Annotated in this window: 13 protein-coding genes and 2 pseudogenes; 9 read left to right on the top strand and 6 right to left on the bottom strand. The window is 58.5% G+C overall.

Annotated features, from left to right (window positions below; genetic code table 11):
* Positions 1 to 2: 2 nt before the first annotated feature.
* Entirely contained in the window at positions 3 to 1,628 is a 1,626-nt protein-coding gene (locus FVF58_RS16055) for an MFS transporter (protein WP_149670864.1), read from the bottom strand.
* A 369-nt stretch (positions 1,629 to 1,997) separates the two neighbouring features.
* Here FVF58_RS16055 and FVF58_RS54415 point away from each other — a divergent pair.
* A pseudogene (locus tag FVF58_RS54415) lies at positions 1,998 to 2,084 on the top strand (thiamine pyrophosphate-dependent enzyme); the annotation flags it as partial.
* Between the two features lie 96 nt (positions 2,085 to 2,180).
* Here FVF58_RS54415 and FVF58_RS16045 read toward each other — a convergent pair.
* Positions 2,181 to 3,914, bottom strand: coding sequence for an FAD-dependent oxidoreductase (locus tag FVF58_RS16045; protein WP_149670863.1), 1,734 nt, complete (start codon positions 3,912 to 3,914; stop codon positions 2,181 to 2,183).
* Positions 3,915 to 4,992: 1,078 nt separating this feature from the next.
* Here FVF58_RS16045 and FVF58_RS16040 point away from each other — a divergent pair.
* The gene (locus FVF58_RS16040) at positions 4,993 to 5,703 is read left to right on the top strand and encodes an SDR family NAD(P)-dependent oxidoreductase (protein WP_149670862.1); all 711 of its coding nucleotides are present in this window, start codon (positions 4,993 to 4,995) and stop codon (positions 5,701 to 5,703) included.
* Positions 5,704 to 5,763: 60 nt separating this feature from the next.
* Positions 5,764 to 6,000, top strand: coding sequence for a tautomerase family protein (locus FVF58_RS16035; RefSeq protein ID WP_097389520.1), 237 nt, complete (start codon positions 5,764 to 5,766; stop codon positions 5,998 to 6,000).
* Between the two features lie 156 nt (positions 6,001 to 6,156).
* On the opposite strand, the gene FVF58_RS16030 is transcribed toward FVF58_RS16035, so the two are convergent.
* Entirely contained in the window at positions 6,157 to 6,462 is a 306-nt protein-coding gene (locus FVF58_RS16030) for a DUF4148 domain-containing protein (RefSeq protein WP_149670861.1), read from the bottom strand.
* A gap of 270 nt (positions 6,463 to 6,732) precedes the next feature.
* Here FVF58_RS16030 and FVF58_RS16025 point away from each other — a divergent pair, with 270 nt between their 5' ends.
* Positions 6,733 to 7,155 (top strand): VOC family protein, encoded by a 423-nt coding sequence (locus FVF58_RS16025; RefSeq protein ID WP_149670860.1) that lies wholly within the window; start codon positions 6,733 to 6,735, stop codon positions 7,153 to 7,155.
* 68 nt (positions 7,156 to 7,223) lie between these two features.
* Here FVF58_RS16025 and FVF58_RS16020 read toward each other — a convergent pair whose 3' ends face one another.
* The gene (locus FVF58_RS16020; RefSeq protein WP_246217077.1) at positions 7,224 to 7,700 is read right to left on the bottom strand and encodes a GlcG/HbpS family heme-binding protein; all 477 of its coding nucleotides are present in this window, start codon (positions 7,698 to 7,700) and stop codon (positions 7,224 to 7,226) included.
* 397 nt (positions 7,701 to 8,097) lie between these two features.
* On the opposite strand from FVF58_RS16020, the gene FVF58_RS16015 reads away from it, so the two are divergent.
* Positions 8,098 to 9,105, top strand: a complete 1,008-nt coding sequence (locus FVF58_RS16015) for a TIGR03571 family LLM class oxidoreductase (RefSeq protein ID WP_149670858.1) — start codon at positions 8,098 to 8,100, stop codon at positions 9,103 to 9,105.
* A 204-nt stretch (positions 9,106 to 9,309) separates the two neighbouring features.
* On the opposite strand, the gene FVF58_RS16010 is transcribed toward FVF58_RS16015, so the two are convergent.
* Entirely contained in the window at positions 9,310 to 10,254 is a 945-nt protein-coding gene (locus tag FVF58_RS16010) for a LysR family transcriptional regulator (RefSeq protein WP_149670857.1), read from the bottom strand.
* Between the two features lie 507 nt (positions 10,255 to 10,761).
* On the opposite strand from FVF58_RS16010, the gene FVF58_RS51435 reads away from it, so the two are divergent.
* From FVF58_RS51435 to FVF58_RS15990, 3 genes are all read left to right on the top strand, one after another.
* The gene (locus tag FVF58_RS51435; RefSeq protein ID WP_188130833.1) at positions 10,762 to 10,977 is read left to right on the top strand and encodes a hypothetical protein; all 216 of its coding nucleotides are present in this window, start codon (positions 10,762 to 10,764) and stop codon (positions 10,975 to 10,977) included.
* A 305-nt stretch (positions 10,978 to 11,282) separates the two neighbouring features.
* Positions 11,283 to 12,608, top strand: a complete 1,326-nt coding sequence (locus FVF58_RS15995; RefSeq protein ID WP_149670856.1) for an epoxide hydrolase family protein — start codon at positions 11,283 to 11,285, stop codon at positions 12,606 to 12,608.
* A 180-nt stretch (positions 12,609 to 12,788) separates the two neighbouring features.
* Entirely contained in the window at positions 12,789 to 12,989 is a 201-nt protein-coding gene (locus tag FVF58_RS15990) for a copper chaperone (RefSeq protein WP_149670855.1), read from the top strand.
* Between the two features lie 136 nt (positions 12,990 to 13,125).
* Here the strand turns inward: FVF58_RS15990 and FVF58_RS15985 are convergent.
* A pseudogene (locus tag FVF58_RS15985) lies at positions 13,126 to 13,254 on the bottom strand (4-hydroxylaminobenzoate lyase); the annotation flags it as partial.
* An 84-nt stretch (positions 13,255 to 13,338) separates the two neighbouring features.
* Between FVF58_RS15985 and FVF58_RS15980 the strand changes: the two are divergent.
* Entirely contained in the window at positions 13,339 to 14,277 is a 939-nt protein-coding gene (locus FVF58_RS15980; RefSeq protein ID WP_149670854.1) for a LysR family transcriptional regulator, read from the top strand.
* The last annotated feature ends 38 nt before the right edge of the window (positions 14,278 to 14,315 follow it).

The raw sequence follows: 14,315 nt of genomic DNA, 5'->3' as shown, positions 1-14,315 counted from the left end.
GCTTAGCGGGAAGAGGGCGACGTAGTGGTCCAAGGCGGATAAATGCGCACGGGTAACACCGGGACAACGCAAAGAAAGGCGACGGCGATGCCGGCCATCACGCGATAGAGATCCGCCGATGTCAGTACTACGGCCTGCTCGTGGATCCGGTGTGCGAGTTCACCGAGACCATGAACTGCGTCGATGCTTTGGCCCGTCATTAGCGCGTTGTTGCCTAAGCGGTCCACGAGCATGCTCGAATGAAAATGCTCGCGCGCAGTACCCAATCCTTCAATGAGGCCGGTTGCCGCAGCACCAGACAATGTTTTGACCGTGTTGAACATGGCTGAAGCAAACGGACCATCCGTTGGCGGCAAGCCAGTCGTGACGCCCATCAGGATCCCCATGATCACCATCGGTTGCGCCAGGATCTGTAGCGACTGAAGCCAGTAGAAATTCTCGCGAACCCAATCGGAGGTCACGAAACTCCCCATAAAGCACGAGGTGGCCATCAGGGAAAATCCAATGGCCATGACCCAGCGGTGGTCAACCTGCCGAAGGTTCAGGAGGGCGGCCGTCGCAGGCAGCGTAATCAACAGCGGAATGGCAAGCAGCAAAGACAGCGGCGTAGTTTGCAGCGGTCTGTAACCGTGAATTTGCGCGAGATATTGGCCGGGTATGGCGGCAACGCCCACCAGCAGCGTAACCGCGCCTACCAGTGTCAGAAGCCCGTGCGTGAAGTTCCTGCGGGAAAGCAGTCTAAGCCCGAAAAACGGCAGCGGATGAAACCACTCGTTGATAAGGAACGCAACGAGCAACAGCACACCCCCATAAAACATCGTGGAGATAAACGTGGAATTCAGCCAGTCAAGGCGATCGCCCTGTAGAAGACCAATCACGAGCATGGCTATCGCGGGGTATCCCAGTATGAGACCGCTCCAGTTAAATGAACGGAACCGTTCGAGTTTGAGCGGATCTGGCGGAAGCCCCTGCTGGATCGCCACGCAGCATACGATGCCAAGCGGCAAGATTTGCCAGAATGCCATTTGCCAGCTGACGTATTCCGTCCATAGGGCTGCGAGAGGCGTGCCGAGCGCCGGTCCGAAGGTCGCGGTGAGTGCGTATCCCGCGAGTCCATATAACTTGACTTTCGGGGGGAGATATCGAAGCGCTACGATAATCAACATCGGCGGCAGACATCCGCCGGCTACGCCCTGCAGCGTACGCAACACATAGAGCGTAAGCAGGTTCGGCGCAAAGGGGCAGAGGAATCCAAGCAACATCACGGCCAGCACGGCGCCGATCGTAAATCGCTTCAGCGTGAACGTCACTCCAAACCACGGAGCAAATACCATCGTGGCCACGTTCGTAGCCTCGAAGAGAGTGCTTAGCCAGGTCCCATCGTCACGCCCAATCGAAAACGCGCCACGAATATCGTTCAGCGCCACCGCGGTGACCTGTTCGTTCAATATTGCCAGTAGCGACGCCAGCAGCATTCCGATCAGGCCGATAGCGAGGCGAAGTGGCAGCTCGGCTTCTGTGGACGGTTTCTGTACAGGAGTCTCTGTCTCCGGTACAGAAGCCGGCGCCGACAATTGCGCGAGCTTCGGTTCTCCCGTTCCGGTTGTCGGTGGGTTTGCGGCATTCATAAGAGGCCGGCTACTTTAGTATTTAGTGGGGCATTCCATCTGGAAATCTCCCTGTCACGCCCGGCGCTCGCAAAGATCTCAGATGCTCCGCGAAAAAGGCGCGATCCAATGACTCAATGGGTTTTCCTACAGTCATCCCAATCGGCTCGTTACCCGGTCGCTTCTGCGCAATAGGTTGATCAATTCTAGGAGACGGGGCGGCATTCCTAAAGCCGATACGGGTCGTGTATCAGGCCGTCTCGTGCGGGAAAATGGTCGATGTCACTGTCGCTGAAAGGACAACGTACTCACCCGGAAATGATTCTTTTCCATTCGTAGGACAAAACAAATTTCACCGAGGTGGAACAGCGCGCGCAGCGCTTCAAGCACGTCGGCCAGCATCAGATATGGGCTGCTCAATTTTTCGACTTCGTCGAGCCGCGAAGCTTCCTGACTTCGGGCAGTATGGGGACGATGCTCCGTACTATGTAGTGCCCAGCGACGAAGGGACCGACGCTTGAGCGTGCGATTGTGGCACCAGGTCCACGATCAAGTCTCCATCGACCCGTAGGTTCACCGCGCACCGGCCAGGAAACTATGAATCTGCGCCACCACGGCCGCGCCTTCACCCACCGCCGACGCGACACGTTTGGTCGATCCTGAACGAACGTCGCCGATCGCGAAGACACCCTCGACGCTCGTCTGCAACGGCATCGATTGCACGCCCGCTTGCGCAAGATCGGTGCCTGTCAGTACGAATCCTTTGCTATCGAGCGACACGCCGCATGTCTTGAGCCAGCCAGTGTTCGGTTCCGCGCCGATGAATACGAACAGGTGATGTGTCGTCATGCTTCCTTCAATGCCGCCTGCACCGCGGTAGTGCACGCGCTCGAGGCGCGCATCCCCCTCGAGCGCGGTCAGTTCGATACGCGTATGAAGGGTCACGTTTGGCAGCGACGCGACGCGTTCGGCCAGGTAGTGCGACATGCTGTGCTCGAGGCTCGCGCCTCGAATGAACATATGTACATGCTCAGCGTGTGATGCCAGAAACGTCGCCGCCTGCCCCGCGGAATTGCCGCCACCGACCAGCAACACCGGCTCCTTCCGGCACAGCCTCGCCTCGATCGGCGTAGCCCAGTAATAGACGCCACAGCGTTCGAAGCGCGCGAGGTCATCGACGACAGGTCGCCGATACTCTGCGCCACTGGCGATGACCACAGTGCGCGTCGTAATGCGGCGACCATCGGCAAGCGCCACGACAGGCGGTTGCTTGTCGCAATACAACGCCTTGACCTCGCACGGGATGCCGATATGAGCACCGAACTTCTGCGCCTGGACGAACGCGCGGCCTGCGAGAGCTTGACCCGTGATGCCGGTGGGGAAGCCCAGATAGTTCTCGATGCGCGCACTCGTACCGGCCTGGCCACCGGGTGCGCGACAGTCGAGCGCCGCGACCGACAGGCCCTCGGATGCCGCGTAGACGGCCGCCGCCAGTCCCGCCGGGCCTGCGCCGACGATCGCCACATCGTAGACGTGCGCCGGATCGAACTCGGGAATCAGTCCGAGGCACGATGCGAGCGGCCCCTCATCGGGGTTTCGCAGCACAGTGCCGTTCGGACAAACGACGAGCGGGAAGTCGTCGGGCTGCGGCGTCAGGCGTTCGAGCAGCGCGATGGCTTCGGCATCCTGCTCCGCATCGAGCGTCATGTTCGGAAAAGCGTTGCGGCGCAGGAAATTCTGCAACGCGAGGAGTCGTGGGTGATTGGAGGAACCGACAAGAACGACCCCTTGTCCGCGCTCGATCACGAGGACACGCCTCAGAATCAGTGCACGCATGATCTTTTCGCCAAGATCGGCCTCACTGATCATGATGGCGCTAAGTTCGTCGGGCCGAACCAACACCGCTTCGACGTCTTCGACGACATGCGCGTCTACAACTGCGGGCCTGCTCGAGAGCTGGGTGACATCCGAGGTGAACTCGCCGCGCTGCGTATAGGTGTGAATGACCCGTTCGTGGCCGAGGCCATCACGACCGACTATCTGGACTTTGCCCGACAGCAGGACGAACATTCCCGGGCAGAGACTTCCCGCACGATAGAGCAATGCGCCTTTGGGGTAGCGGGACAGGCTGCCGAAGCGACGCACCCTGTCGACTTCAGCACCCGTGAGGACCGGAAACATCTGGTGGTAACGCGGATGGTCGCGCACGGTCGGGTCATCGGCGATCGCGCCGCCGTCGGTACGGCCCCCATCCCCTGCAGGCTGACCGCTGGGCGTAACGCCTTCCTGCCCTGACTCGTTGCTCATCGCGGACTCTCCTCGGGCGGCTGATCTGCGCCGCCGTCGCGTGGTCGACTGTCGCCGCTGCCGGCAGCCGATGGCTCCGACACGTCAATAAATGGAAAAGACTTCAGAATATTTCCGCTCGCCTTCCGCCGATAGTCACCAGTGCGCAGGGGAATGACCTGGCACCATGGCCGCCTACGCGATTGCAATGAAAAGAGTAATCGAGTTATTGCCGCCGCCCAAGAATTCTTGCGTTGGTTCCTTGGGTCCGCGTCGAACTTTATGGACGAGCGCCCCGCGCAAGCATAGGACTGGGCGGCACGATAGAAGTGATGGATGGTGAGATTCCCGAGTCCGCGCATGGGGTTCCAGCGCGGCTCAGCGCATACCGATGAGAATACGTCGCGACAAAGCCTTACATGATGATCAAACTCTCCTCGCAACATCTTCGCCGACTCATCTGCTAACGCCACCTTGAATGTCGCCGATTCTGACGCATACTGGAAAGGGTCCGCTGCCCGGCTAGATAACGCGAGCGTGGTGGCGTCCACCCGGCGGCAATTCGTCCGGTCAAGCTGCGCGCCCCGTGGTTCGATCGTGATGCGCGGATTCACCAAACGACCATGCACTCGAAATGGGAAAGGATTCGGCAAAACAGCAGATTCGTATTGAACGTCTCTCGACAGCTTACTGAAGAATTTTACTGGAGAGCGTTTGACGAACAGGAAATCGTCAACGTCTAGCGTCGGGTCAATTAGCCATTCTCCCCCAACGACCCGGATGGTAACGCCGGGTGGGACGTATTCATAGCGTCTGCACCACGCCCCAAAGTCTGGCAGAAGATCAACAACTCACGGATATGAGACTCCAGACGTCGCCAGAGATGGAGCAGCGCTTCGGCCACTTTGTGCACACCTTGGGCGATTAGGCTCACAGCCTTGTTGTGCGCGGCACATCGCGTCAAAGCGGTTCGCAAACCGGCATTGCTAACGCCGGCGCCGATGTTCGAACTCAATGTCAATGCGCCCGACTTCAGGACCTTTCGGTGCCGTTGGTTCCATCGGCAAGAGAGCGTAATCAACTTTTTTGGAGGTTTAGGATGACCACGTCGCAAAAAGTCGTTGTCGTTACGGGTGCGTCGCAAGGAATTGGCGCAGAGATGGTCAAAGCGTTCCGCAAACGTGGCTACCGCGTGGTTGCAACGGCACGAACCATCAAGCCGTCGGATGACCCCGACATACTGACGGTGGCAGGCGATATCGCCGATCCTGAAACGGCTCGTCGCGTGATTACCGAAGGCGTGGCACGCTTCGGCCGTATCGACACGCTGGTCAATAACGCCGGCATCTTCGTTGCGAAGCCCTTCACCACGTACACAGCCGAAGACTACGCAGCGGTGACGGGCGTGAACCTCGCCGGTTTCTTCTACATCACGCAGCTCGCCATCGGTGAGATGGAAAAGAATTCGAGCGGCCACGTGATCAGCATCACGACCAGCCTGGCCGACCACGCGATTAGCGGTGTGCCTTCAGTGTTGGCATCGCTGACAAAGGGCGGTCTGAATGCGGCCACAAAGTCACTTGCGATCGAATACGCGAAGACTGGCATTCGCGCAAACGCAGTCTCGCCGGGGATCATCAAGTCTCCGATGCACGCGCCGGAAGCCCACGAGGCGCTCGGGGCGCTCCATCCGGTCGGCCACATGGGCGAGATGACCGATATCGTGGACGCCATCCTGTATCTGGATTCGGCACCCTTCGTGACAGGCGAAATCCTCCACGTCGACGGCGGCCAGAGCGCTGGTCATTAAGGCACTCCCGGGCGCCGTTGTCCGGCGCCCTTGTGCATCAACTACGATAAGGAGAGAGGCATGCCTATCGTTACGATTCAGGTGACCCGCGAGGGTACCAAGCCTGGCAACGAATCGGTCACAGCGGAAGAAAAGGCTCAGCTCATCAAGGGCGTGAGCCAGTTGCTGCTCGACGTACTGAACAAGCCTCTCGAGGCAACCTTCGTAGTCATCGAAGAGGTGGACACGGAGAACTGGGGCTGGGGCGGACTGCCGGTCGACGTCTATCGCAGGGAGCGAGGATTGAAACCGGCCTGACCGCCACGACCTGCCTTGCGATTCAGGTCGGACTAAGCTCGTTAAGGGCACGGCAAATGCAAAGGCATTGATGTAGCCTCAATGCCACTACCTACAATCTGAACCAGGACGGTCGCACGATGACCGATAGCAACCGTCCGTCGCGCCTATCGGCGCTCAGCGGCTATACATTGCATTCCAGTCGGCAACCGACACGCGGCTACCCGACTGCGATGTACCGCTCGGCGCGCCACCGTAACTGCTCGCCGATGCATCGCGCGCTACCAGCTTCGCTTCGGCGGCCTGGATTGCATCAGGATAGTGCGTCTGCTCGCCGTCACCGACGTGATAACCCACACTCTCCAGTTGCGCGAGTTCTGCGCGGACCTGCGCACGTGTCGTGTGCCCCGTCGATTGAGCAAACGACGCAACTGGAATCACAAGAGCGCTGGCAATAATGGCTGCACGGATAATTGACTTCATGGCAAACACCTCGACTAATGTTGGATGGCCTGCAACAAACTCGGTTGTTTGAAGCGGTGAACGAAGTCTATGCTTCAACGTTGTCGGGGTTAACCCAAGATCGATCAAGGCATTGTTTACCGAGAGCGCGTGAATGCGGGCAACGACTGGCTAGCAACGCGCGAATGTGCGTCCCAACTACATCAATCGCGATCTGATCGCACCGCCTGCGCGCAATCGATCCACATCGTCCTTCTGCGGTAGCATCATCACCACAACCCGGAGGCTCGAATGACTGCGAAACCACTAACGCTTGGTATCGATCACATCGGCTTGACCGTTCGCGATCTGAACCTCACTCGCGACTTTTTCATCAGTTGTCTGGGATGGACGCAAGTTGGAGAGAAGCCGGATTATCCGGCTGCATTCGTGTCTGACGGGCAGGTGATGCTGACGCTGTGGGAAGTACAGAATCAATCGGGCCGCGTGGAATTCGACCGCAAAACTAACGTGGGCCTGCATCACCTGGCCTTGCGCGTCGGCAGCGAAGCAGCACTCGATGACGTATTCTCAAAGGTGTCCAAATGGCCCGGTGTCGAAGTTCAATTTGCACCAGAAACGTTGGGGGCCGGCCCAAAGCGGCACGCCATGATTTTTGAACCGGGCGGGATTCGGCTCGAGTTCGACTTCGATCCGCGAGTCTCGGCCGCCTAAGCGCGTACACGTCCAACCGCGAGCCTGCGCCTGTGAGCTCCCTGTCCGAGAAGTACCGCGCAGCTGACTCAGTGCGGTAAGCGGTCCGCGACCTTCGCTACGCCCGCGGCAGCGCACACTTCATCCTTGTCGCCGCCGGGTGCGCCACCGATACCGAGCGCGCCCACCATCTCTCCGTTCACCTTGAACGCTACTGCACCGGGCAAGGCCATGACGTTGTGCACGGTCGCGAGCTGCGGCGCGTACGGACTCGTTTTCATCAATTCGAAAAAGCCACTCGACCGGTCGAAGCCGAATTCCGGCCCTAGCGTCACGACGGTGAACGCTTTACGCATGCTCGATTCAGCAGTGTGTACAGTGCTCCTGTCTCCGCGCAGTACCACTTGCGGTACGCCGTCCATGTCGACAACCGTGGCGCTCACCCAGTAATGCTTCGCTTCGCACACGCGGATCGCTTCTTTCGCCGCATCGAGAGCGACGTCGAGCGGCAATGTGTAGTGGTAGCCGGACGTCTGCGATTCTTGTGCCTGAATTGCTGGCGACATTAGCGACGCAACGCATAGTGACGCGGTCACACTAAAACGTTTCATGACTACACCCTATGGCGTCGCGATGGGCCGTTGTAACAGATCGGTAAGGGGCAGTGGTACGCACATAGACTCTTGGTGCATGTTGGCTGCAGATCCAATAGATCATAGGCGATCTCACTCTAACTTCAACGCCGAGTCCACCGCGTCCGGTAGGATGACCCGTTGTGCGGATCGACTTGCCCACTTCATGCAGCGGACCCATCCCAGATCGCGCAGCGCGCGTCGACGATGGCAAACCAGCCGATCGGCGCCTGGCGGATTGTTGACTCCATGTATCAAGTGTTGTTTGCATCGCTGCGTTTTTCCCGGACGAGAATGTACGTAATCTCTTGGCAAGCTCTGAGGAAACGCCATGGATATGTCCGACACATTTGCCCGCGCCGACACGACCGCGACCACAATTCAACTCGAATCGCATCCGGGGTACAGCCGCGTATTCCGGCCGCGCGAACTCACTATCGGGCTGATTCTTCCGCTGGAAACGCACCCGGAAATGCCGCATCCCACAATGCGCGATCACATTTCGATGGCGCAACGCGCGGAGAGCCTGGGGGTCGCAGCATTATGGGCACGTGACATTCCGTTCTACGATCCCGCCTATGGCGACGCCGGGCAGATCTTCGAGCCGCTGATCTATATCGCGCAACTCGCTGCAGCAACGCGCAACATCACGCTCGGCACGACAGGCATCGTCCTGCCGATGCGCGAGCCGCTGCTGTTGGCGAAACAGGTCAACTCGCTCGATCAACTGACAGACGGACGTGTCGTGATAGGCATGTCGAGTGGTGACCGCCCGTCGGAGTATCCGCTGTTCGGCATTGACTTCGAGACGCGCGGCGAACGGTTCAGAGACGCCTACGGCGTTTATCGGAATGTCAGCGAACGCGCGTTCCCCCAGTTCACCTCGGCGCGCTTCGGACGGTCGACAGGTGAGCTGGATATGCTTCCCAAGCCGCCGTATGGCCGAACGCCCGCCATTGCCGTCGGCCGCTCGCAGCAAACGTTGCAGTGGATCGCCGAGAACATGGACGGTTACCTCGGCTTCGTCCCGGATCCATCCGAGTTGCGCAGCTTCGCAGAAAAATGGCGAAATCTCACGCAGTCCGAGGCCAACACGGCTGCATTCAAACCGCTGGCCTTTGGTGGGTTCCTTTATTTGCATCCGAAGCCCGATCATCCGTTTACCCGAATTCGCGGCGGGTTCGCAATAGGCAGCCGTGCGTTGAGAGACTTCCTTGAACAGGCGCGGGACGCCGGTGTCAGTCATGTCGCACTCAACCCTCGGGTCACGCCGCGCCCGTATGTCGAGATACTCGATGAACTCGGCTCGATCGTACTGCCGGCTTTCCTTCCTCAATGACGGCAGCGCGGGTGTCCGTAACGTTGTCGCTAAGTAACCGTGGCCGTCCGCGTGCGCTTGGATCAACTCAACGCAGGCGATCCGAAACCTTTCAGTCGAGCGCCGGAGTTCCGCGGCCTGACCTACCAGAGAAGGGGCCGGGGCCACGAAGCTTCACTGGAAAAGATCGAATCGTTACAAATACATCTTCGCTTGGCACACGATCTACACCTTGACGGGCGTCTTCCTGAAAGCAGCCTCGTCGGCGCTTAACGCTTGTGCGATCGACTCGCGCAAGAAATCAATCCACGTTTTGATCTTCGCGTCGAGGTACTGGCGTGACGCATAGACCGCGTAAATATTCAGATGCTGAAGATGATAGTCGGGTAGTACTCTGATCAACGAGCCAGACTTGAATGCCGATCTTATCGTCAACGTCGGCAGCGCACCGATGCCCATGCCCTCGTGCAAGGCGGCCGCCATCGCATCGGGTACGTTCACCTTGAAGCGGGCGTTCTGCAACTGGAATTCACGCTCCCCATCGGGACCGATCAGCAACCAGCGTTCGGACGGAAAAATGGGCATCGCCACCTGCAAACAAATGTGATGCGAGAGATCGTCGACCGACGTGGGTGTGCCGTGCATTTCGAGGTACGCCGGCGCCGCGCACAGCACACTGTAGGCAGTCCCGAGCTTATGCGAAATATAATTCGAATCGGGCAAAGCATCGGGTGACACCCTAAGCGCGACGTCGTATCCGTCTTCGAGAAGATCGGGCACGTTCTGTGACAGCGTCAGATCGACTGTCACCGCCGGGTATTGCTCCTGATAGGCAGCGATCGCAGGCACGACATAGTTCTGCCCGATACTCGACATCGCGTGCACTCTCAGCGTTCCTACCGGCTTTGCGTGGGCATCGGAGGCTTCGGACTCTGCCTCCATCACGGATGCGAGGATCGCATGGCAACGGCTCAGATAGCGCTCGCCGGCTTCCGTGAGCGCGAGCCGGCGCGTCGTGCGATTCAGCAATCGTGTACGCAAATGCGCTTCGAGTTCGGAGACCGAACGGGATACATAGCCCGTCGTCGTGTCGAGTTGATGCGCGGCGGCCGTAAAACTGCCGGCTTCTGCCACCAGGACGAAAATCTTCATGTTACGGAACGTATCCATACGTGCGATTCCATCGAGAAATTAGGCCTGCGTCTTTTGTTTCGATTGTTGCTGCACCAATTGAAATGAGGCCCCGCACTACAGGCAGACACTCGAGGACAACCGAATCTTGCTCAATTTTCCATTGCCCGTAGTCACTTAATTCCCCTACTCATCGAGGCCTGCTCGCCTCGGCGCGGCATTTCTTCCCTCAGTAGGAGCCGCTGCCGAGTACCTCAGCAACCCGCGTCAGTTGGGCGCGGCCAGCACAAGCGTCTGCGCATTGGCACGTGCCGTCAACAGGGCTTTGAGGTGCACCGACCAAGCTCCTCGACTGGCCAAGGATTCCCCGGCAGCGTGAGCAGTATGGGCTGCTCCTGGGCAAAGGCTTCACGCAGGGTGATGGCCCGTTCCTCCGGGCGCGGTCGATCAGCGGCTGCGCCTCGGTCTCGCCACGAAGATCAGCGGCGGCAAGACCTCGTCTTCCGGCACCCGACCCTCTGCCAACCGCGCCGGCGGGCACTGAAAATGGCAGCCATGGGTCTGTCGTGCAGCAACTCGGCACTTCTACCGCCGGCTGTGCGCCCCGGTAAGCCGCGCGTCAACACCGCGGTGACCCACAAGCTCGCCTGCATGGTGCATTTCATGCAGAACAGGAACCATTCCCTATCGCTGATCGACGCCGCCATCTGGTGTCGGATTATGGCCGCCGTTCATATCAGCCATGTGCTTTTGCAGCACTAGCGTTTTCCGCTAAGCATGCGCAGGGTCAAGGAGCGGCTAGCGGTGCGCGTCGGCGGGTATGTTCCTGACGGACACAAGTGTTGTACTCGTGTTGGCGTTTACGCTAGGTGCTTACCCGCAGATAATGGTTTCACCGACCGCAAACTACGGTATGCGGTCAATCAAGGCGATGACGATTTAAGGTGTGCCGACTGACTGTCTGTATAAACGGTTCAACTGGACAATCACAAAAGCGTTTGGTCAGGATTGCTATGCTTCCGTGCTCGTCGCGCCCCTACGTACGCTTATTGCCAATAGGAACTTGTATGCCAAACGATATTCTTCCCCAGGCCCCGTCGCGCCGTCGTTTTATTGGCGTGGCGGCGGCCGCCGTTGCAGCGGGCGCGTTGAGTCAGCTTGCATTTGCAGAAACGAGTCGGGCTATCACCGAAGTTGCACCACCGACGGGCAGCGACAAGACCGCTATTCGTCCACTTCATGTGCATGCGCCGGAATCGCAACTCATCGATTTGAAAAGGCGCATCAATGCAACCAGGTGGCCTGAGCGGGAAACGGTGACCGATGCGTCCCAAGGCGTGCAACTCGCAACCATGCAGAAACTCGCCCGCTTTTGGGCGTCAGACTATGACTGGCGTAAGGTCGAAGCGCGGCTGAACGCGCTGCCGCAATTCGTCACCGAGATCGATGGGCTCGACATTCATTTCATCCACGTTCGTTCAAAAGAAATAAATGCGTTGCCGGTTATCGTCACGCACGGGTGGCCCGGCTCGGTCATCGAGCAGTTGAAGATCATCGGTCCGCTGACCAATCCGACGGGCCATGGCGGGACTGCATCGGACGCTTTCGACGTTGTGATTCCGTCACTCCCGGGCTACGGGTTTTCCGGTAAGCCGACCACGACCGGCTGGGATCCTGCTCGCATCGCACGTGCGTGGGTCGTACTGATGAAGCGGCTCGGATACACGCGCTATGTGGCGCAAGGCGGTGATTGGGGGAATGCTGTCACTGAGCAGATGGCCCTCCTGGCGCCACCGGAACTGCTCGGCATTCACACCAACATGCCGGCTACCGTACCGGACAACGTTGCAGCGGCACTCAAATTGGGCGAGCCGGCGCCAGCGGGCCTCTCAGCCGACGAGAAGCACGCGTTCGATCAGCTCGACTATTTCTACAAGCACGGCTTGGGCTACGCATTGGAGATGACGAACCGCCCGCAGACGCTGTATGCGATCGAAGATTCGCCCATCGGCCTCGCCGCATGGATGCTCGATCACGACGCCGCGAGCCAGGCGCTTATCGCACGCGTGTTTGACGGACAGTCCGAGGGGCTGACGCGAGAGGACATTCTCGATAACGTGACGCTCTATTGGCTCACGAACACGGGAATTTCTTCGGCTCGTTTGTATTGGGAAAACAAGCTCAACTTCTTTGCTCCCAAGCATGTTGCTATCCCCGTCGCCGTTAGCGTCTTTCCTGATGAAATCTACGCGGCCCCGCAAAACTGGACAGAGAAAGCGTATCCCAAGCTGATTCACTACAACCGCCTCCTCAAAGGCGGTCACTTTGCGGCTTGGGAGCAGCCGCAAGTTTTCTCGGAAGAGGTTCGCGCAAGTTTCCGGTCGCTGCGTTGATCGCAAAGATACGGGCGACGCCGTACCGGGTGTCATCGTTAAAACGGCTGACGGGTCGTGAAAACGACGCTTGGCCGTCCGTCGAACAGGTAGTGGGTAGAATCGGCACGCAAAATCAGTGACGCCGATGGGTCGATAGCTCCTGTTTTATTCAAGCGTTGTTGGCTGGAGAAATGACAAATGAAGTTCTCGATGAAAAACGAATTCCGCTCAGACGATGTACCAACGATCGAGCATGCGATGAAGACTGTCGATGCCGACGCCAAGGTCAACGTCGACGTTGGCGCGAAGATAGTGAGTGTCGATTCATGGCTGATGCCTGAAGAGTTTCTCGTCGCTTTTGAGGACGAGAACTATGACGTGGTGATTGTGGAAGCGTAGAGCGATGTGGGACCAGATCCAATCGTAACGACTCCGGGGCGGTAGTGGAACGGCTCACGGCAGTTGTCAAGAGGGCAAACGCGACTCAAGTCTGATTGACAGTTGAGAGGATATTGTCCGGGCGCGCCTGTGCGTTTCAATGCTGCGGCGGTTTGACGTCGAACGCGATCCGTCCTGCGGGCAGAAAAGTGAGCGAGATGACAGCGTCGCCCTTGACTTCCGGGAAGTGGTGGCTTCCCGGCGCCGGTGCCGTCCAGCCGCTGTATGTTGGTGAATACTCCGAGTGGCACCGTTTTTTGGATCGGCTACAGTTGACTCACCAAATTGGCATTGATAGGGCCGCTGACGCATGGACACTATTCCGCAAAGAAATGAAGGCGATGTCGAACTGGACTTCCACCACCTGCAAGTATTCGACGTGCTGCTGACCGAACACAGCCTGACCAAGGCCGCGCGCGTGCTAAATCTTTCGCAGCCCGCATTGAGCAAGACGCTGGCGCGACTACGACTGTATTTTGGAGACCCACTTTTCGTGCGTGTAGCGCTGCGCATGGAGCCCACACCGAAGGCGCTCGAGCTCGCAGAACCCGTGAGGTCGATATTAAAAAAAATGAGCACGCTGCGCTCGGAGCACGCGTCATTCGATCCAAAAACGTCAACGCGTAAGTTCAGCTTCTTTCTTATCGATGCAGGTGTGGTGAAGATATTCCCGGCCCTGTTGAACTACCTGGCTGCAGAAGCGCCCGGCATATGCGTACAATCGATTCCGTGCGACGCACAACACCTCGATTTGTGGCTTGAATCGGGCCTCGTCGATCTGGCAATCGGCTCCTTCCCCTCTCTTACGATGGGTATTCGGCGTCTACCGCTGTGGACCGAGACCTACGTAAGCGTGACGCGCAAAGACCATCCGCGGATCGGCACGCATCCAAGCAAGGAACAGTTTATCGCGGAGAAGCACGCGCTCGTGTCTGCACTAGGCACTGGGCACGAACACTTGTCAGTTGAGCGGATCATTGAATCTGAAGTGCCACGCAGAAATATCGTGTGTCGCGTCCCAGTCTTTACTTCGGCCGCGCAGATTGCGAAGCACTCCGACGTGATCGCTACGATTCCAAAGACGCTTGCAGTGATAATGAGTCAAGACCTCGACTTGCAATTGGTTGAGCCGCCGATCACATTACCCAAACTTCAAATCGCCCAGTACTGGCACGATCGGTGCCACCTCGAACCGGGTAATCAATGGCTTCGAAACGTATTTCGCACGCTGTTTTCGACACCAGGGTGAAGCGCGAGCGCGTTCAAGTCTGCATCGAACAGAATTCG

Source organism: Paraburkholderia panacisoli, assembly GCF_008369935.1.
GTDB classification, from domain to species: Bacteria; Pseudomonadota; Gammaproteobacteria; order Burkholderiales; family Burkholderiaceae; genus Paraburkholderia; species Paraburkholderia panacisoli.
The sequence above is the reverse complement of the archived record's forward strand: the minus strand, read 5'-3'. Positions and strand labels throughout refer to the sequence as shown.

Coding starts and splice junctions, on each gene's coding strand:
- FVF58_RS16055 (WP_149670864.1), bottom strand. CDS start 1,628: ATGAATGCCGCAAACCCACCGACAACCGGAACGGGAGAACCGAAGCTC.
- FVF58_RS16045 (WP_149670863.1), bottom strand. CDS start 3,914: ATGAGCAACGAGTCAGGGCAGGAAGGCGTTACGCCCAGCGGTCAGCCT.
- FVF58_RS16040 (WP_149670862.1), top strand. CDS start 4,993: ATGACCACGTCGCAAAAAGTCGTTGTCGTTACGGGTGCGTCGCAAGGA.
- FVF58_RS16035 (WP_097389520.1), top strand. CDS start 5,764: ATGCCTATCGTTACGATTCAGGTGACCCGCGAGGGTACCAAGCCTGGC.
- FVF58_RS16030 (WP_149670861.1), bottom strand. CDS start 6,462: ATGAAGTCAATTATCCGTGCAGCCATTATTGCCAGCGCTCTTGTGATT.
- FVF58_RS16025 (WP_149670860.1), top strand. CDS start 6,733: ATGACTGCGAAACCACTAACGCTTGGTATCGATCACATCGGCTTGACC.
- FVF58_RS16020 (WP_246217077.1), bottom strand. CDS start 7,700: ATGTCGCCAGCAATTCAGGCACAAGAATCGCAGACGTCCGGCTACCAC.
- FVF58_RS16015 (WP_149670858.1), top strand. CDS start 8,098: ATGGATATGTCCGACACATTTGCCCGCGCCGACACGACCGCGACCACA.
- FVF58_RS16010 (WP_149670857.1), bottom strand. CDS start 10,254: ATGGATACGTTCCGTAACATGAAGATTTTCGTCCTGGTGGCAGAAGCC.
- FVF58_RS51435 (WP_188130833.1), top strand. CDS start 10,762: ATGGCAGCCATGGGTCTGTCGTGCAGCAACTCGGCACTTCTACCGCCG.
- FVF58_RS15995 (WP_149670856.1), top strand. CDS start 11,283: ATGCCAAACGATATTCTTCCCCAGGCCCCGTCGCGCCGTCGTTTTATT.
- FVF58_RS15990 (WP_149670855.1), top strand. CDS start 12,789: ATGAAGTTCTCGATGAAAAACGAATTCCGCTCAGACGATGTACCAACG.
- FVF58_RS15980 (WP_149670854.1), top strand. CDS start 13,339: ATGGACACTATTCCGCAAAGAAATGAAGGCGATGTCGAACTGGACTTC.